Here is a 15,206-nt window from a genome sequence, read left to right as displayed (position 1 = left end):
TTTCCTTTTAATTAATCCATTTCAACGGGAGGATGATGAGATCGGGAATAAAAACAAATAAGGCTAATAAGGAATATAAAACCAGGACGTAAGGGAAAACGCCTCTGACTGCATCATCGAATTTGAGTTTAGCCACCCCTGAAATAACGTTAAGCACATTACCGATAGGCGGTGTAATTAAGCCGATTGAGCAGTTGATGATAAACATGACACCGAAATAAATCGGATCGATTCCTGCCTCTTTAACTAAAGGCATTAATACCGGGGTAAGAATTAACACCGTCGGCGTTAAATCCATGACCATGCCGACAATCAGGATAGCCACCATAATGACGATAAACAGCAGACGCGGTGAATCGACCAACGGTTGCAGTAAATCAGAAACCATCATCGGCAATTCAGCAATGGTAATCAGCCAGGCAGAAACTTGTGCCGAGGCCACCAGAAACATCACCACTGAGGTCGTTTTCGCTGCGCCAATAAGTACATGCCAAAGTGTGGCGAAGGTCATTTCACGGTAAATAACTGTGGCGACAAACAACGCATAGAAAGCAGCAACGGCCCCGGCTTCGGTAGGGGTAAACAGACCGGAGCGAAAGCCGCCAATAATAATGACCGGAAGAAATAGCGCCCAGATACCGGAAACAAAAGAGTGCCAGATTTCTCGTTTCGTTGCTTTTTGCTGACGGGGTAAATTAAGACGACTGGCCTGCCACCACCATGTGAGCATCAGCGTTGCGCCCATCATAATGCCTGGGGCAATGCCCGCCATAAACAACTTACTGATGGATAATCCGCTGGAAACACCGAAGATAATAAACGGAATGGAAGGGGGAATAATTGGCGCGATAATCCCGCCAGAGGCAATCAGCCCCGCAGCACGGTTGACCGGGTAGTTAGCGCTGCGCATCATCGGCACCAGTAGCGCGGCAACGGCGGCGGTATCCGCAACAGCAGAACCGGAAAGGCTCGCCATAATCATAGCCGCCAGCACGCCGACGTAGCCCAACCCGCCTGGTTTATGCCCCACCAGTTTCATCGGCAGGTCAACAATGCGTTTTGATAAGCCGCCCGCATTCATGATTTCACCCGCCAGTACAAAGAACGGAATCGCCAGCAGGGAGAAGCTGTCAGCACCGTTTACCAGCGTTTGCGCCATGATCTGGACATCAAACATATCCAGCCAGAACATAAGCGCCGCCCCGCACAACAGTAGCGACCAGGCAATAGGCAAACCGATAGCAATGCCACCCAACAGGCAGCCCAGAAAAATCAGCACAGCCATGATTAAGCTCCTTGCGGTGGCGGCGTTAGAGAATTGCTACGCGTGATGAGTTGATATAAAAGGCGCAGCTCAAAGAATGCGATAACGAGGCTGGTGGGTAGACAAGCGGCATACATCAGGCCGATGGGCAAGCCGAGGATCGGTGAATAATCGCTCCAGTCCTGAATTGTTTTTAGCGTTGCGCCCCAGGCCAGTGCGCCACAAATAAATAATATTAAGGAGTGGGTAACCAGAGCGACTCGTCGCTGCCACGCGGGGGAGAGTTTCTCCACCAGAAAGGTAACCTGAACGTGGGCGTTATCCATAAAAGCCACAATCGCGCCAATAAAGGTTAACCAGACAAATAAATAATGCGACAATTCATCTACAGATAAAATACTTGTCTGAAAACCATATCTTAAAATAATGTTTATAAACACAATACAGGAAAGTACGGCGAGATTAATCGCCAGTATTGCTTCAAGTATTTTTTTCATAGCTATTCCTTGAGGCTATGTTTGTCATAATTCAAGTTGCATGTGCAGCAACCTGAATTATTAATATAGTTAGAGCAATAACATTACCCAGGCGTTCTGGCGTAGACGATTATTCGATTAATTTAGCGCCGTTAATGCGACTTTAACCACAACTTTTCGTATCTCAGAGGCTGTTTGCAGAATACAGCCTGGTCGATGAACATCCTGAGGAAAGAAAATAGCGTAGCTACCCGGTATCATTTCTATAAATGATTCATGTTCATTATCGTGATAAAAAATAATATCGCGCAGCTCTAATAGTGATTCGCTGATTTTATTATTTCCTGTATCAATAGCAATGCCGATTTTCTCTTCACCCCACGCCAGAAACTGAATATCGATATACCGACGATGCACTTCCGGACGGTTTTCCTCTACTGCACGCGTCGTTAAGTCGATAATTTGTGCGTAAATATTTTTGCCGTCGATTTCGACAACGCCCGGCTCCAGGGCGTTGAAATCAGTGGCGCGCAGAAAATCGAGCGCCTTTTCAATGGCGGCGGGAAAACGGCACGGGTTAGGCTGCGCGATATGTCCAAAAATCATGGCTTATCTCCTTATAACGCCTGGATTTTTGCCCATACGCTGTCATCAACGGTAATACCGTTACGGCGGTTTTCTGCCAGCAGGGTGGTAAATTCGTGGCCGGGTAAGCGGATGGCCTGGTTTTCGTCAGCGCGTTCAGCGGTAGTAACGTAATCCATGATGCGTTGCAGCTTGGCATCGCGGGTGGGGCCGTCGATCAATTTATCCACTTCGATGGCGATAAAGATTTGCGAAACACCGTATTCGTCGCTGTTATCCTGGGTGACTTCAGCAACTGACGCGCCGTCAGAAAGAAGAGTAGCGATCATATCCAATACGATCGACATACCGGAACCTTTCCAATAGCCCATCGGCAAAATTCGACGATTTTTCTCGATAACGCCAGGTTCTTTGGTCAAATTGCCCTCATCATCAAAGCCACCATCGACCGGGAGCTGACGGCCCGCCAGGCGGTTAACTTCTAACATGCCATAAGAGAACATCGACATCGACATATCGACCATGGTGATTGGGGTAGAAGGAATGGCGACGATCAGCGGGTTGGTGCCGATGCGACACTCTTTTGCGCCCCACGGCGGCATTACGGCGATGGAGTTGGTCCAGCAAATGCCAATATAGCCTTTTTCCGCCGCCTGCCAGCCGTAGCTGCCGCCGCGCATCCAGTGGTTGGCATTACGTAGAGCCACCAGACCAATACCGTGATCGGCAGCCAGTTCGATGGCGCGATCCATCATCTTTTTCGCTGTCAGGTTACCGATCGAACGCTGGGCGTCCCACTGTTCAATTGCGCCGAGGCTGGTTATACGTTTGGGTTGGGCATCAGGAATGATATCGCCGTTTTCCAGTTGTTGAATGAAACGAGGGAAACGGTTGACGCCGTGAGAATAAACGCCGGATTCGGTGGTGCGGGCGAACATTTCGGCACAGGCATCAGCCGTTTCGCTGTCAACGCCGCGTGAAATTAAGACTCGATTAAAGGCTGCTTTTAACTGCTCAAATGTCACTTTCATCCCTGGCTTCCTTGTTTTTTTGATCGCTTTTTTGGCTTAAAATTTCAATATGCGAAATCTGATTTCAAATATATCGATCGCTTTTTAACAAAGCAATCTGATTGATGAATTTCAAAAAACTTAAAAATCAAGTGGTTATAAATTATCTGTCGAGATCGTGAACTACGACACACTTTGCGCTACCATCAGGACGCGACAAAATGGGGAAAGAAGTGATGGGAAAAAAAGAGAACGAGATGGCGCAGGAAAAAGAGCGTCCAGCCGGAAGCCAGAGTCTGTTTCGCGGGTTGATGCTGATTGAGATTTTGAGCAACTATCCAAACGGTTGTCCGTTGGCGCATCTTTCGGAGCTGGCTGGTTTAAATAAGAGTACCGTCCATCGCTTATTGCAGGGATTACAATCCTGCGGCTATGTGACCACCGCGCCCGCCGCAGGGAGTTACCGCCTGACTACCAAATTTATTGCCGTCGGGCAGAAGGCGCTGTCTTCGCTGAATATCATTCATATCGCCGCTCCGCATCTTGAGGCACTGAACATCGCCACTGGTGAAACCATTAACTTCTCCAGCCGCGAAGACGATCACGCTATTTTGATTTATAAGCTGGAACCCACGACCGGGATGCTGCGAACCCGAGCTTATATAGGCCAGCATATGCCGCTCTACTGTTCCGCAATGGGCAAGATCTACATGGCGTTTGGTCACCCGGACTACGTGAAGTCATACTGGGAAAGCCATCAGCATGAGATCCAGCCGTTAACCCGCAATACCATTACCGAGCTGCCCGCGATGTTCGACGAACTGGCGCACATTCGTGAAAGCGGAGCGGCGATGGACAGAGAAGAAAACGAACTCGGCGTCTCCTGTATTGCTGTTCCGGTGTTTGATATTCATGGGCGGGTGCCGTACGCCGTGTCGATTTCTCTTTCGACATCACGTCTGAAACAGGTGGGGGAGAAAAATCTCCTGAAACCACTGCGTGAAACCGCGCAGGCTATTTCTAATGAACTGGGATTTACTGTCAGGGACGACCAGGGCGCGATCACATAACGCTCTGGACAAGTGCCAAAACTTTAACATTTCCTTCGTTGGATCAAAGCAGTAGAGACGCGCTCTCTGGCACTCTGCTGTTTTAGTGCAAAGGAGTGATCATGAACCGGTTTATTATTGCGGATGCGACGAAATGTATCGGTTGCCGTACCTGTGAAGTGGCTTGCGCAGTGTCGCATCAGGAGAATCAGGATTGCGCTGCGTTGTCACCCGGTGAGTTTATTTCGCGTATTCGTGTCATTAAAGATCATACTTACACCACGGCAGTAGCCTGTCATCAGTGTGAAGATGCACCGTGCGCAAATGTGTGCCCTGTTGACGCGATAAGTCGCGAACATGGGCATATTTTCGTTGAACAATCACGTTGTATTGGCTGTAAAAGCTGTATGCTGGCTTGCCCGTTTGGTGCGATGGAGGTCGTTTCTTCACGCACAAAGGCGAGGGCGATTAAGTGCGATCTGTGCTGGCATCGGGCGACGGGACCGGCTTGTGTTGAAGCTTGCCCAACACAAGCGTTGCAATGCATGGATGTCGAGAAAGTGCAGCGGCATCGGCTACGGCAGCAGTCTGTTTGAAACGTTTTTCCGGCGTTTTTTAACGCAGGAATAGTGCGCTTTGTTTATGCCGGATGCGGCTTAAACGCCTTATCCGGCCTACAAATTATTCCAAATTCAATATATTGCAGAAATGATGTAGGCCTGATAAGCGTAGCGCATCAGGCAATTTTTAATGACTTTCAGCCCAGGCGCGTTCAATCTCTTCCGCCAGAATCTTCACCCCCGCTTCAATTTTATCCGGCTCCGGCACGTAGTTCATACGCATACATTGATGTGTATGTGGCCACGGTTTATCCAGCCCTGGGAAGAAGTTGTGCCCCGGCACCATCAGCACGCCCCGTGCTTTCAGGCGCTGGTAGAGCTGCTCGGTCGTAATTGGCAAATCCTTAAACCATAGCCAGAGGAAAATGGCTCCTTCCGGTTTATGAATCAGGCAGCGATCTTCCGGTAAATAGCGGCGAATGATAGCGATAGTTTCCTGAACACGTTGGTAGTAAAACGGTTTGATGACTGTTTCAGACAGGCGCAGCAGATCGTTACGCTTAATCATTTCACACATCATCGCTGGACCAATACCGCCAGGTGCCAGGCTGATAATGCCGTTCATATTGGTGATGGCGGTGATGATTTTTTCATTGGCGATGATAATGCCGCAGCGGGAGCCTGGTAGACCCAGCTTGGAAAGACTCATGCACAGTACGATATTCGGATTCCACAGCGGGCGCGCTTCGCTGAAGATGATACCCGGGAACGGGACGCCATAAGCGTTATCAATCACCAGCGGAATGCCGTGTTGATTCGCCAGCGCGTCAAGCTTCAGCAACTCTTCGTCAGTAATCACATTGCCTGTTGGATTCGTCGGCCGGGAGACGCAAATCATCCCGGTTTCTTCGCCAATATGCAGATGCTCAAAATCGACGTGGTATTTAAACTGGCCTTCCGGCAGCAGTTCAATATTCGGACGCGCAGAGACAAACAGATCTTCTTCCAGTCCGGCGTCAGCGTAGCCAATGTATTCCGGTGCCAGCGGAAACAGCACTTTTTTGATCCGACCATCGGCACGGCGTCCGGCGAACAGATTAAATAAGTAGAAAAACGCGCTCTGGCTGCCGTTTGTTAGTGCAATATTCTGTGGTTCGATATCCCAACCCAACTTCTCGCGTAGCATTCCGGCAAGCAGTGTGAGTAGCTCCGTTTTCCCCTGTGGACCGTCGTAATTGCACAGTGCATCAGTCGCTTTGCCACTTTCCAGCATGTCGGTCAGTAGCGTCTGGAAGTAGTCCTGCATTTCCGGGATCTGCGCTGGATTACCGCCGCCGAGCATAATCGCGCCAGGCGTGCGTAAACCGTCGTTCAGATCTTCCATCAGCAGCGTAATGCCGGAGTGGCGGGTAAATTTGTCACCAAAAAGGGAGAATGTCATAGCGGGATATCTGTCGAACTCTGTAGCAAGGAAGGTAACAATAACGCTACATTTGCTGGGGTGCAAATCGCTCTGTTGAAGTGGGAGCGGTGCTTTATCCTGCAACGCTGATTAGGGCTGACATTTTATCCTGGTTGGCGGCTTCCCGAGGTACTGACGAACGGGAAGCCGGAAACGTTACTGTTGCCCCGCCCAGACGACCAGCACTTTATCGTCGTCATGCTCACGAACAAAGCCGTAGCCCTGCTTCAGCGAAAGTGTCGTTTGTTTGCCCGCGCCAATTGCGGGATGGCGGGCGCGGAACTGGCTGATTTTCTGCCAGTGCGCGACGCTGGCGGCAGATTTACCGCTAACATCCTGCCAGTTCATATCCGAACGCGTGCCTTGCAGTGGATCCGAACCGGTGGGGCCGAACGGACGCGAGGATTCATCACCATAAAAGATTTGTACTGCGCCTGGCGCTAATAACAATAACTCTGCTGCTTTGTCGCCCCCTTCACGGAACAGGCGGGTATCATGCGACGAGAGGTAGCTCAACACGTTGAAATCCTGCAATTTCTCTGCCATTTGCTGCCAGGTCGTATCCATCTGCGCCAGACAATCGACCGCTTTCGCCGCCTGCTCCTGATAATCGAAATTGATCATCGCATCGAAGCCGTGGTGATAGTAGTCACTTTGCATCACGCCGTGGCCCCAGGCTTCACCGATCATCCAGAAAGGTTTGTCATCTAATGCTTTGTCGGGATTCGCTTTTTTCCATTCGACAAGCGCGGCGCTGGCTTCGGTTTTCAGTTGCTGCCAGGCGGGCAACTCAACATGCTTGGCGGTATCGACCCGAAAACCATCAATTCCGTAGTCACGGACCCACTGGCTTAACCAATGGGTTAAGTAATCTCGAGGGGTAAAGCCGTCAATGGCTTTAGCGTGGGTATCCGTTTTGTTGTTATAGAACACTGGCAGGCCAGAAGCGGTCGTTGATTCGGTTTTGATATCCGGTAAAAAGGCCAGCGACATGGTGAGATCGTCAAATCCAGGATTGTCGTAGTCGCCGATATCCGTTCTGATCCAGTTTTTTCCCCACCATTTATCCCAGCCTGTTTTGTCGCTGAAATTAATGTAATCGTTAAAGCTATGCCAGGTTTGCCCGGCGGCGGGCTTCCAGTCGCTCCAACGGTCACCTAACGTTTTTTTCACTTCGTCACCAGAAAGATATAACGCGCCAAACTGATACTCCTGCATATCCGCCAGTGTGGCATAGCCGGTGTGGTTCATCACGACATCAAAGAGAATACGAATACCGCGCTGATGCGCGCTATCAACCAGCGTCCGTAGATCGGCTTCGCTGCCCATATTGGCATCAAGATTCGTCCAGTCCTGTGTGTAATAACCGTGGTAGGCATAATGCGGGAAATCGCCTTTTGTACCGCCGCCGACCCAGCCGTGAATTTGCTCAAATGGGGCACTTATCCATAAAGCATTGACGCCCAGCTGCTGGAGGTAATCCAGTTTGTTGGTCAGGCCGCGTAAATCGCCGCCGTGAAAAGTGCCAATTTCTGCCATATCGTCTTTATGACGTCCGTAACTCTGGTCATTACTGGGATCGCCGTTTTCGAAACGATCTGTCAGCACAAAGTAAACCGTAGCGTTATGCCAGTCGAAAGGGGCGGATGTGTCAGTTTCTGCCCGTTCCAGCAGGAGTAAACCGTTGCTGGTGGCAGCGGGTTGTAACGTTATTTGACCGTTCTTCACTATCGCAATTTGCTGGCTGTAATAATCCCGGACTGCGGCTCCCTCCGGAAAAGTGGCGCTGACATCCAGTGTGAGCGGTAATCCATCCCATTTCGGGCATTCACGGACCAGGCTTGCTACCGGTTCGACGGCGTTCTGGATGGAAATCATCAATGTTGGTGTACCGGAGCGGGTGTCTAGTTGCAGCGTATATTCGCCGTCCCTGAACAATCGCCATTGAGGTGGCGTGTTGCTACAAGGTTGCAGGGAAAGCATCTGATTGAGTTTTATCGCATCCGCAGGCTGCCAGCACTGTTGGTCAAAATTTAGCGTTAGTGGACGCGTACCTTTGGGCAACTGCGCGTGGCTGACAAATGTTCCCGTTCCCTGTTCGCTAAAGGCAGGGAACCCCGGAGAAGTCCAGCTGGCGGCAACGGCGAAGCCAGGAAGGAGTGTCAGAAAACAGGCGGCGAGTTTCATGGCGGATGAGTCCTTATTGCTGCGATTTCAGACAGTTTGCCAGCGATAAGCCAGACAAAACTCATCCCTGAGCGGTAAGTCCACAGGATGAGAAGCAAGGGTGAGCGATCGCGCGCAAAAAACGGCTGAATTTTGCGATAAACCCCACATTTTCTGCGATTTAGCGCCAATCTGAATCGTTAACTCGTGACATAGTTTCAGATTTGGACTATTCCTTGGGGTGCTCTTGACAGCTATTTTTGATATGATTTGAGATTCAACTCTCAAATTTGTGAAAAATATAAGGTGTTGGAATGATTAAATCCGACCAGGAGACCTGATGATTTTGACTCCCATACGACGATATGGGGCGATGATTCTTATGTTACTCACTCTGGTGTTTTCGAGTGAGGTGTTAGCGAAGACGCACACAACAACAGCGAGTCAAAAGTCCCACTTAATTAAAGCTAGTAATAAACAGGTAAGCAGTAAACAAGAGTATTCTCGCAATAGTGCAAAGAGTAGTTCACTTCCTGATTTGCGAAAATACCCTTCCGGAACACCAAGGAAAAAAGCGTTTCTCCGGACCGTAATGCCTTACATTACCAGCCAAAATGCGGCCATTACTGCGGAACGTAACTGGCTCATTTCAAAACAGTATCAGGGCCAATGGTCACCTGCTGAGCGTGCGCGTCTGAAAGACATCGCCAAACGCTACAAGGTGAAGTGGTCTGGTAATACGCGAAAAATCCCGTGGAATACCTTGCTTGAACGCGTAGACATTATCCCTACCAGTATGGTAGCGACGATGGCTGCAGCAGAAAGCGGTTGGGGAACGTCGAAGCTGGCGCGCAACAACAACAATCTGTTCGGCATGAAATGCATGAAAGGACGTTGTACTAATGCGCCGGGTAAAGTGAAGGGGTACTCACAGTTTAGTTCTGTCAAAGAATCGGTGAGCGCCTATGTCACTAACCTGAATACTCACCCTGCTTACTCTTCGTTCCGTAAATCGCGTGCACAACTGCGTAAAGCGGATCAGGAAGTGACTGCCACAGCGATGATTCACAAGCTGAAGGGCTACTCGACCAAAGGGAAGAGTTATAACAACTACCTGTTCGCAATGTACCAGGATAACCAACGGTTAATCGCGGCGCATATGTAATTGCATTTCCTCGAGCCTTATCCGACTTGTCAGTCGGATAAGGCTTTTGCTCGCATCAGGTGGTTGTGCTGAGTTACCTGATGCGACGCCGACAATTCTCATCATCGCTACAACATGACCTCGCTATTTACATCGCGATACTCTTTTGGCGTCGTGTCATATGCTTTTTTAAAAACAGAGTAGAAATATTGCAGCGATGGATAACCGCACATTTGCGATATCTCATTGATCGACAAGGTGGTTGAAATCAGCAGACTGCGCGCTTTCTCCAACTTCTCGGCATGAATCATGGCATGGATGGTTTCACCCACCTCTTCTTTAAAACGCTTCTCAAGATTGGAGCGCGAGATCCCGACCGCATCGAGTACCTGATCCACTTTAATCCCTTTACAGGCGTGATTACGAATGTAATGCATGGCCTGAATAACGGCGGGATCGGTCAGCGAGCGGTAATCTGTTGAGCGCCGTTCAATGACGCGAACTGGTGGGACCAAAATCCGCTGTAGCGGCATTTCTTCTTTATCTAATAATCGATGCAACAGTTTTGCCGCCTGATAGCCCATTTGCCGTGCGCCCTGAGCGACCGAAGAAAGGGCGACACGCGACAGATAGCGGGTCAGTTCTTCGTTATCGATGCCAATCACGCATAATTTTTCCGGTACGGGAATATGTAGATGTTCACATACTTGCAGAATATGCCGCGCCCGGGCGTCAGTAACGGCAATAATCCCGGTTTGCGGTGGCAGCGTTTGTAGCCAGTCTGCCAGCCGATTTTGCGCGTGTTGCCAGTTCTCTGGCGCGGTTTCTAACCCCTGATAAACCACTCCGCGATACTTTTCTTCGGCGACAAGCTGACGAAATGCATATTCGCGTTCAGTGGCCCAACGTTTGCCGCTTGATTCCGGAAGACCATAAAAAGCAAAGCGGTTAACGCCTTTCTCTTTTAAATGCAAAAATGCGCTTTCAACCAGCGCATAGTTATCGGTGGCAATGTAATGAACGGGTGGGTAACTTTCGGCAAGGTGATACGAGCCACCAACCCCAACAATGGGGACGTCGACATCAGCTAGCGCTTGCTCGATTTGTTTGTCGTCGAAGTCGGCAATGACGCCATCTCCTAACCAGTCCTTGATTTTATCAATGCGGGCGCGGAAATCTTCTTCAATGAAAATATCCCATTCCGATTGTGACGCCTGTAAATATTCCCCTACGCCTTCTACTACCTGACGGTCATAGGCTTTATTAGCATTGAATAGTAATGTGATGCGGTGACGTTTAGTAAACATGGTTCTTTTCCTGCTGAATCATGCAAAAACTCAAAACCGGTAATACGTTACCGGCTTTGAGAAAATTTTTATCAAAATCAAGAACGGCGTTTGGTTGCGGAGTCCATCCATACTGCCAGCAACAGAATCGCACCTTTAACGATATACTGCCAGAAGGTCGGTACATCCATCATACTCATGCCGTTATCCAGTGAAGCCATGATGAATGCCCCCATTACCGCTCCGGCCACGCTCCCGACGCCGCCTGCCAGACTGGTGCCGCCAATCACACATGCGGCAATTGCGTCCAGTTCGGCGATATTTCCCGCAGAAGGTGAACCAGCGCCAAGTCGAGAACTGAGGATTAATCCGGCGATGGCTACCATTAATCCGTTAATAGCGAACACGGCAAGTTTGGTGCGTTCAACGTTAATCCCGGAGAGCCGTGCTGCTTCCAGATTGCCGCCGATGGCATAAATGCGTCTTCCAAATGCCGTCCGCGTTGCCATAAACATTCCGCCGAGTAACAGCAACGTCAGCAGCAGAACAGGAGTGGGAACGCCACGGTAATCGTTCAACAGCCAGATTGCGCCTAAGACGATAATCGCCGTTAATGCCTGGCGACCGACAACTGTGGTAGAGGCCGGAGACTGCAAACCCAAAGCCTGACGGCGCATTCTTCCGCGCCATTGCCAGCCAACAAAAGCCATTAAGCCAAGCGCGCCAATGATGAAGCCGGTGCTGGCGGGTAGATAGCTTTGCCCGATTTGTGACATCGCGGCGCTGGTGGGGGAAACCGTCGTGCCGTTGGTGATGCCAATGAGTATGCCGCGAAATGCCAACATGCCCGCGAGGGTGACAATAAATGAAGGGACTTTGCGGTACGCGACCCACCATCCGTTCCAGGCACCGAGAAGCAGTCCCAGAACCAACGTCACAATGATGGTAAGTGGCAAAGGCCAGCCTAGCCAGACGTCACAAATCGCCGCGACGCCACCTAATAGCCCCATCATTGAGCCGACGGAAAGGTCGATTTCAGCAGAAATTATGACGAACACCATTCCTACCACGAGGATGCCGGTAATCGCGGTCTGGCGTAACAGGTTGGAGACGTTACGGGCGCTTAAGTAGGCACCATCGGTGGTCCAGGTAAAGAACAGCATGATTGCGATGATAGCTGCAATCATCACGAAGACCTGCAAATTCAGTGACTTCAGCCCGGAAAAGCCACCGGATGTCGGTACGGCCAATTTCACTTCAGACGGATTGCTTTTCGACATGATGTTCGCTCCTCAATGCGGCTTCCATCACCTGCTCCTGAGTCAGGTTATGATTTATCAGGTTGGCTTTTAGTTTCCCTTCATGCATCACCAGTACACGATCGCTAAGGCCGAGCACTTCAGGTAATTCGGAAGAGATGACAATAACGGCAATACCCTGCTGGACGAGTTGGTTAATTAATTTGTAGATCTCGTATTTCGCGCCAATATCGATACCCCTGGTAGGTTCATCAAGAATGAGAATGCGCGGGTTGAGTAACAGACAGCGAGCGAGGATCGCTTTTTGCTGATTGCCGCCGCTCAAACGTCCAATAGCAAGGTCGGGGGACGACGTTTTAACTTTGAGTTGCTGGATTGATTCCAGAATACATTTTTGCTCTGCCGCGTCATCAAGCTGGCTAATACCGCCGGTAAATTTATTGAGTGCGGCGAGGGTAATATTTTTACCAACCGCCATTACCGGAACGATGCCGTCGCGCTTTCTGTCTTCGGGTACCATCGCAATCCCCTGGGCGATGGCTTGCTGACAGTTACGAATATCTACCTGTTTGCCATCAATATAAATTTTTCCTTCCCATTGTCCGGGCCACACGCCAAACAGGCACTGAATGGTCTCGGTACGTCCGGCACCAACGAGTCCGGCAATACCCAGTATTTCGCCACGTTTCAGGGAAAACGAGACATCATTAACTCGTTTAATATGACGATTAACCGGATGCCATGCCGTCAGATGTTCAATACGTAATATTTCATCTCCGGTGGTATGTGGTTCATTAGGGTAAAGCGCGGTTAACTCTCGCCCGACCATCATGGTGATAATATCGTCTTCACTCATTCCGGCAGCATCACGCGTACCAATGTGCTGACCGTCGCGAATAACGCAAATCGTATCGGAAATCGCTTTGACTTCGTTGAGTTTGTGCGAAATATAAATACAGGCGATACCGTGCTGTTGTAGATCGCGAATAATATCCAGTAAAACCGACGTTTCCTGCTCAGTTAATGAGGCTGTCGGTTCATCGAGAATTAACAAGCGCACCTGTTTATTAAGTGCCTTAGCAATTTCAACCAGTTGTTGTTGCCCTAGCCCTAAATCGCCAACGCGGGTATCTGGTGAAATGGATAAACTGACCTGTGCGAGCAGCTTCTGACAGCGTAGCGTCATCAGATCATAGTCCATAATACCATTGTGGGTTATTTCGTTACCCAGGAAAATATTTTCCAGTACGGTCAATTCTTTCACCAGCGCCAATTCCTGGTGAATGATGGCGATACCTTTGCGTTCGGTATCGCGGATGTGACTCGCCTGAATCTCTTCTCCCGCAAAAATAATTTCGCCTTCGTAGGAGCCATGGGGATAAATACCACACAGCACTTTCATCAGCGTTGATTTACCAGACCCATTTTCCCCACAGAGTGAGACGATTTCGCCAGCATTCAACCGCAAGCTGACGTTATCAATCGCCTTCACACTGCCGAAGGTTTTGGTAATGTTCTTCATTTCAAGTAGATAAGGCATAACGACTCCACCTAAGCCAATTAATTCACGCGGCATGGAGAGAAATCACGCCCCCGCTCCTCGCCGGGGCGTAACGCTTACAGCTCGCTCTCTTTGTGGAATCCGTCTTTAACTACCGTATCTTTGATGTTGTTTTTATTCACATCGATCGGTGTCAGCAGGCGGGAGGGAACATCTTTCAGACCATTATTCAGTGTGGTATCTGCTTTTGGTTCCTGACCATTGCCCAACTCAACGGCAATTTCTGCGGCAGTATTTGCCAACAATGTAATAGGTTTATACACCGTCATAGTTTGCGTACCGGCAGCAATACGTTTAATACCTGCGAGATCCGCATCCTGGCCGGATATTGCTACTTTCCCTGATAAACCTTGCGCACTTAATGCCTGAATTGCCCCACCTGCGGTGGCATCGTTTGAGGCAACTACAGCATCAATTTTGTTATTATTGGCGGTTAGCGCGTTTTCCATAATTTTCAATGCGTTTTCCGGTAACCAGCCATCAACCCATTGGTCACCAACGACTTTAATTTTTCCGGAATCAACGTAAGGTTTTAACACTTTCATTTGTCCGGCGCGGAACAGCTTGGCGTTGTTATCTACCGGCGAGCCGCCCATCAGGAAGTAATTACCTTGCGGAACAATATCGACCAGGGCTTTTGCCTGCAGTTCACCGACTTTTTCGTTATCGAAAGAAATATAAAAATCGATATCCGCATCGTTAATCATACGGTCGTAAGCTAATACTTTAATACCTTCTTGTTTGGCTTCTTTTACAACGTTACTTAATACCTGACCGTTATACGGAATAATGACAAGAACATCGACACCCCGGTTAATCATGTTTTCAATCTGCGACATTTGTGTTTCTTCATTGCCATTTGCAGACTGTACAAATACTTTCGCGCCGAGAGATTCTGCCTTTTTCACAAAGATATCTCGATCTTTTTGCCAGCGTTCAAGACGGAGATCATCAATCGCCATACCTATTTTGACTTCTTTGGCGTGCGCCGCAACGTTGGTAAGCAGAAGTGAGGTGCAAAGGGTGAGTAGAATGTTCTTTATTTTCATGGTGTAGGGCCTTCTGTAGTTAGAGGACAGCTTTAATAAGTAACAATCACCGCGATAAACGTAACCAATTTTTAGCAACTAAACAGGGGAAAACAATTACAGATTTTTATCTTTCGATTACGATTTTTGGTTTATTTCTTGATTTATGACAGAGATCTTACTTTTGTTGCGCAATTGTACTTATTGCATTTTTCTCTTCGAGGAATTACCCAGTTTCATCATTCCATTTTATTTTGCGAGCGAGCGCACACTTGTGAATTATCTCAATAGCAGTGTGAAATAACATAATTGAGCAACTGAAAGGGAGTGCCCAATATTACGACATCATCCATCAC

13 protein-coding genes are annotated in these 15,206 nt (G+C 49.1%); 3 read left to right on the top strand and 10 right to left on the bottom strand.

Going from position 1 to position 15,206, the window contains the following annotated elements:
* Positions 1-7: 7 nt before the first annotated feature.
* The 4 genes from yiaN to yiaK form a co-directional block, all read right to left on the bottom strand.
* Complete coding sequence (yiaN, locus tag QUE34_RS21595; protein ID WP_103253777.1) at positions 8-1,285, bottom strand: 2,3-diketo-L-gulonate TRAP transporter large permease YiaN; 1,278 nt, start codon at positions 1,283-1,285, stop codon at positions 8-10.
* A gap of 2 nt (positions 1,286-1,287) precedes the next feature.
* Positions 1,288-1,761 carry a 2,3-diketo-L-gulonate TRAP transporter small permease YiaM gene (gene yiaM, locus QUE34_RS21590; protein WP_105268602.1) on the bottom strand — a complete coding sequence of 158 codons (474 nt, stop codon included), beginning with the start codon at positions 1,759-1,761 and terminating at the stop codon, positions 1,288-1,290.
* Positions 1,762-1,878: 117 nt separating this feature from the next.
* A complete protein-coding gene (locus QUE34_RS21585) occupies positions 1,879-2,346 on the bottom strand; it encodes a NanQ anomerase/TabA/YiaL family protein (RefSeq protein WP_105268603.1) in 468 nt (155 codons plus the stop codon).
* An 11-nt stretch (positions 2,347-2,357) separates the two neighbouring features.
* Positions 2,358-3,356 carry a 3-dehydro-L-gulonate 2-dehydrogenase gene (gene yiaK, locus QUE34_RS21580; RefSeq protein ID WP_000869042.1) on the bottom strand — a complete coding sequence of 333 codons (999 nt, stop codon included), beginning with the start codon at positions 3,354-3,356 and terminating at the stop codon, positions 2,358-2,360.
* A gap of 200 nt (positions 3,357-3,556) precedes the next feature.
* On the opposite strand from yiaK, the gene yiaJ reads away from it, so the two are divergent.
* Both yiaJ and QUE34_RS21570 read left to right on the top strand, forming a co-directional pair.
* Complete coding sequence (gene yiaJ / locus QUE34_RS21575) at positions 3,557-4,405, top strand: IclR family transcriptional regulator YiaJ (RefSeq protein ID WP_000514241.1); 849 nt, start codon at positions 3,557-3,559, stop codon at positions 4,403-4,405.
* A gap of 101 nt (positions 4,406-4,506) precedes the next feature.
* On the top strand, positions 4,507-4,980 hold the full coding sequence (locus tag QUE34_RS21570) for a 4Fe-4S binding protein (protein ID WP_001353579.1): 474 nt from the start codon (positions 4,507-4,509) through the stop codon (positions 4,978-4,980).
* A gap of 151 nt (positions 4,981-5,131) precedes the next feature.
* Here QUE34_RS21570 and avtA read toward each other — a convergent pair whose 3' ends face one another.
* Positions 5,132-6,385 carry a valine--pyruvate transaminase gene (avtA, locus tag QUE34_RS21565; protein WP_000144351.1) on the bottom strand — a complete coding sequence of 418 codons (1,254 nt, stop codon included), beginning with the start codon at positions 6,383-6,385 and terminating at the stop codon, positions 5,132-5,134.
* Positions 6,386-6,562: 177 nt separating this feature from the next.
* Positions 6,563-8,593, bottom strand: a complete 2,031-nt coding sequence (malS, locus tag QUE34_RS21560) for an alpha-amylase (protein WP_105268604.1) — start codon at positions 8,591-8,593, stop codon at positions 6,563-6,565.
* 319 nt (positions 8,594-8,912) lie between these two features.
* On the opposite strand from malS, the gene QUE34_RS21555 reads away from it, so the two are divergent.
* Positions 8,913-9,737 (top strand): protein bax, encoded by an 825-nt coding sequence (locus QUE34_RS21555; protein WP_021581139.1) that lies wholly within the window; start codon positions 8,913-8,915, stop codon positions 9,735-9,737.
* Between the two features lie 107 nt (positions 9,738-9,844).
* On the opposite strand, the gene xylR is transcribed toward QUE34_RS21555, so the two are convergent.
* The 4 genes from xylR to xylF all read right to left on the bottom strand — a co-directional run bounded on the left by xylR (position 9,845) and on the right by xylF (position 14,871).
* The gene (gene xylR, locus QUE34_RS21550; protein WP_000494484.1) at positions 9,845-11,023 is read right to left on the bottom strand and encodes a D-xylose utilization transcriptional activator XylR; all 1,179 of its coding nucleotides are present in this window, start codon (positions 11,021-11,023) and stop codon (positions 9,845-9,847) included.
* A 77-nt stretch (positions 11,024-11,100) separates the two neighbouring features.
* Positions 11,101-12,282 (bottom strand): xylose ABC transporter permease XylH, encoded by a 1,182-nt coding sequence (gene xylH / locus QUE34_RS21545; protein ID WP_286338878.1) that lies wholly within the window; start codon positions 12,280-12,282, stop codon positions 11,101-11,103.
* The gene (xylG, locus tag QUE34_RS21540; protein WP_001146509.1) at positions 12,260-13,801 is read right to left on the bottom strand and encodes a D-xylose ABC transporter ATP-binding protein; all 1,542 of its coding nucleotides are present in this window, start codon (positions 13,799-13,801) and stop codon (positions 12,260-12,262) included. Before xylG ends, xylH begins: the two co-directional genes overlap by 23 nt.
* A 77-nt stretch (positions 13,802-13,878) precedes the next feature.
* The gene (gene xylF / locus QUE34_RS21535) at positions 13,879-14,871 is read right to left on the bottom strand and encodes a D-xylose ABC transporter substrate-binding protein (protein ID WP_001296518.1); all 993 of its coding nucleotides are present in this window, start codon (positions 14,869-14,871) and stop codon (positions 13,879-13,881) included.
* Between the last annotated feature and the right edge of the window lie 335 nt (positions 14,872-15,206).

Source organism: Escherichia sp. KS167_9B, from assembly GCF_030295215.1.
In the GTDB taxonomy this organism is placed as follows: Bacteria; Pseudomonadota; Gammaproteobacteria; order Enterobacterales; family Enterobacteriaceae; genus Escherichia; species Escherichia coli_F.
The sequence above is the reverse complement of the archived record's forward strand: the minus strand, read 5'-3'. Positions and strand labels throughout refer to the sequence as shown.

Coding starts and splice junctions, on each gene's coding strand:
- yiaN (WP_103253777.1), bottom strand. CDS start 1,285: ATGGCTGTGCTGATTTTTCTGGGCTGCCTGTTGGGTGGCATTGCTATC.
- yiaM (WP_105268602.1), bottom strand. CDS start 1,761: ATGAAAAAAATACTTGAAGCAATACTGGCGATTAATCTCGCCGTACTT.
- QUE34_RS21585 (WP_105268603.1), bottom strand. CDS start 2,346: ATGATTTTTGGACATATCGCGCAGCCTAACCCGTGCCGTTTTCCCGCC.
- yiaK (WP_000869042.1), bottom strand. CDS start 3,356: ATGAAAGTGACATTTGAGCAGTTAAAAGCAGCCTTTAATCGAGTCTTA.
- yiaJ (WP_000514241.1), top strand. CDS start 3,557: ATGGGGAAAGAAGTGATGGGAAAAAAAGAGAACGAGATGGCGCAGGAA.
- QUE34_RS21570 (WP_001353579.1), top strand. CDS start 4,507: ATGAACCGGTTTATTATTGCGGATGCGACGAAATGTATCGGTTGCCGT.
- avtA (WP_000144351.1), bottom strand. CDS start 6,385: ATGACATTCTCCCTTTTTGGTGACAAATTTACCCGCCACTCCGGCATT.
- malS (WP_105268604.1), bottom strand. CDS start 8,593: ATGAAACTCGCCGCCTGTTTTCTGACACTCCTTCCTGGCTTCGCCGTT.
- QUE34_RS21555 (WP_021581139.1), top strand. CDS start 8,913: ATGATTTTGACTCCCATACGACGATATGGGGCGATGATTCTTATGTTA.
- xylR (WP_000494484.1), bottom strand. CDS start 11,023: ATGTTTACTAAACGTCACCGCATCACATTACTATTCAATGCTAATAAA.
- xylH (WP_286338878.1), bottom strand. CDS start 12,282: ATGTCGAAAAGCAATCCGTCTGAAGTGAAATTGGCCGTACCGACATCC.
- xylG (WP_001146509.1), bottom strand. CDS start 13,801: ATGCCTTATCTACTTGAAATGAAGAACATTACCAAAACCTTCGGCAGT.
- xylF (WP_001296518.1), bottom strand. CDS start 14,871: ATGAAAATAAAGAACATTCTACTCACCCTTTGCACCTCACTTCTGCTT.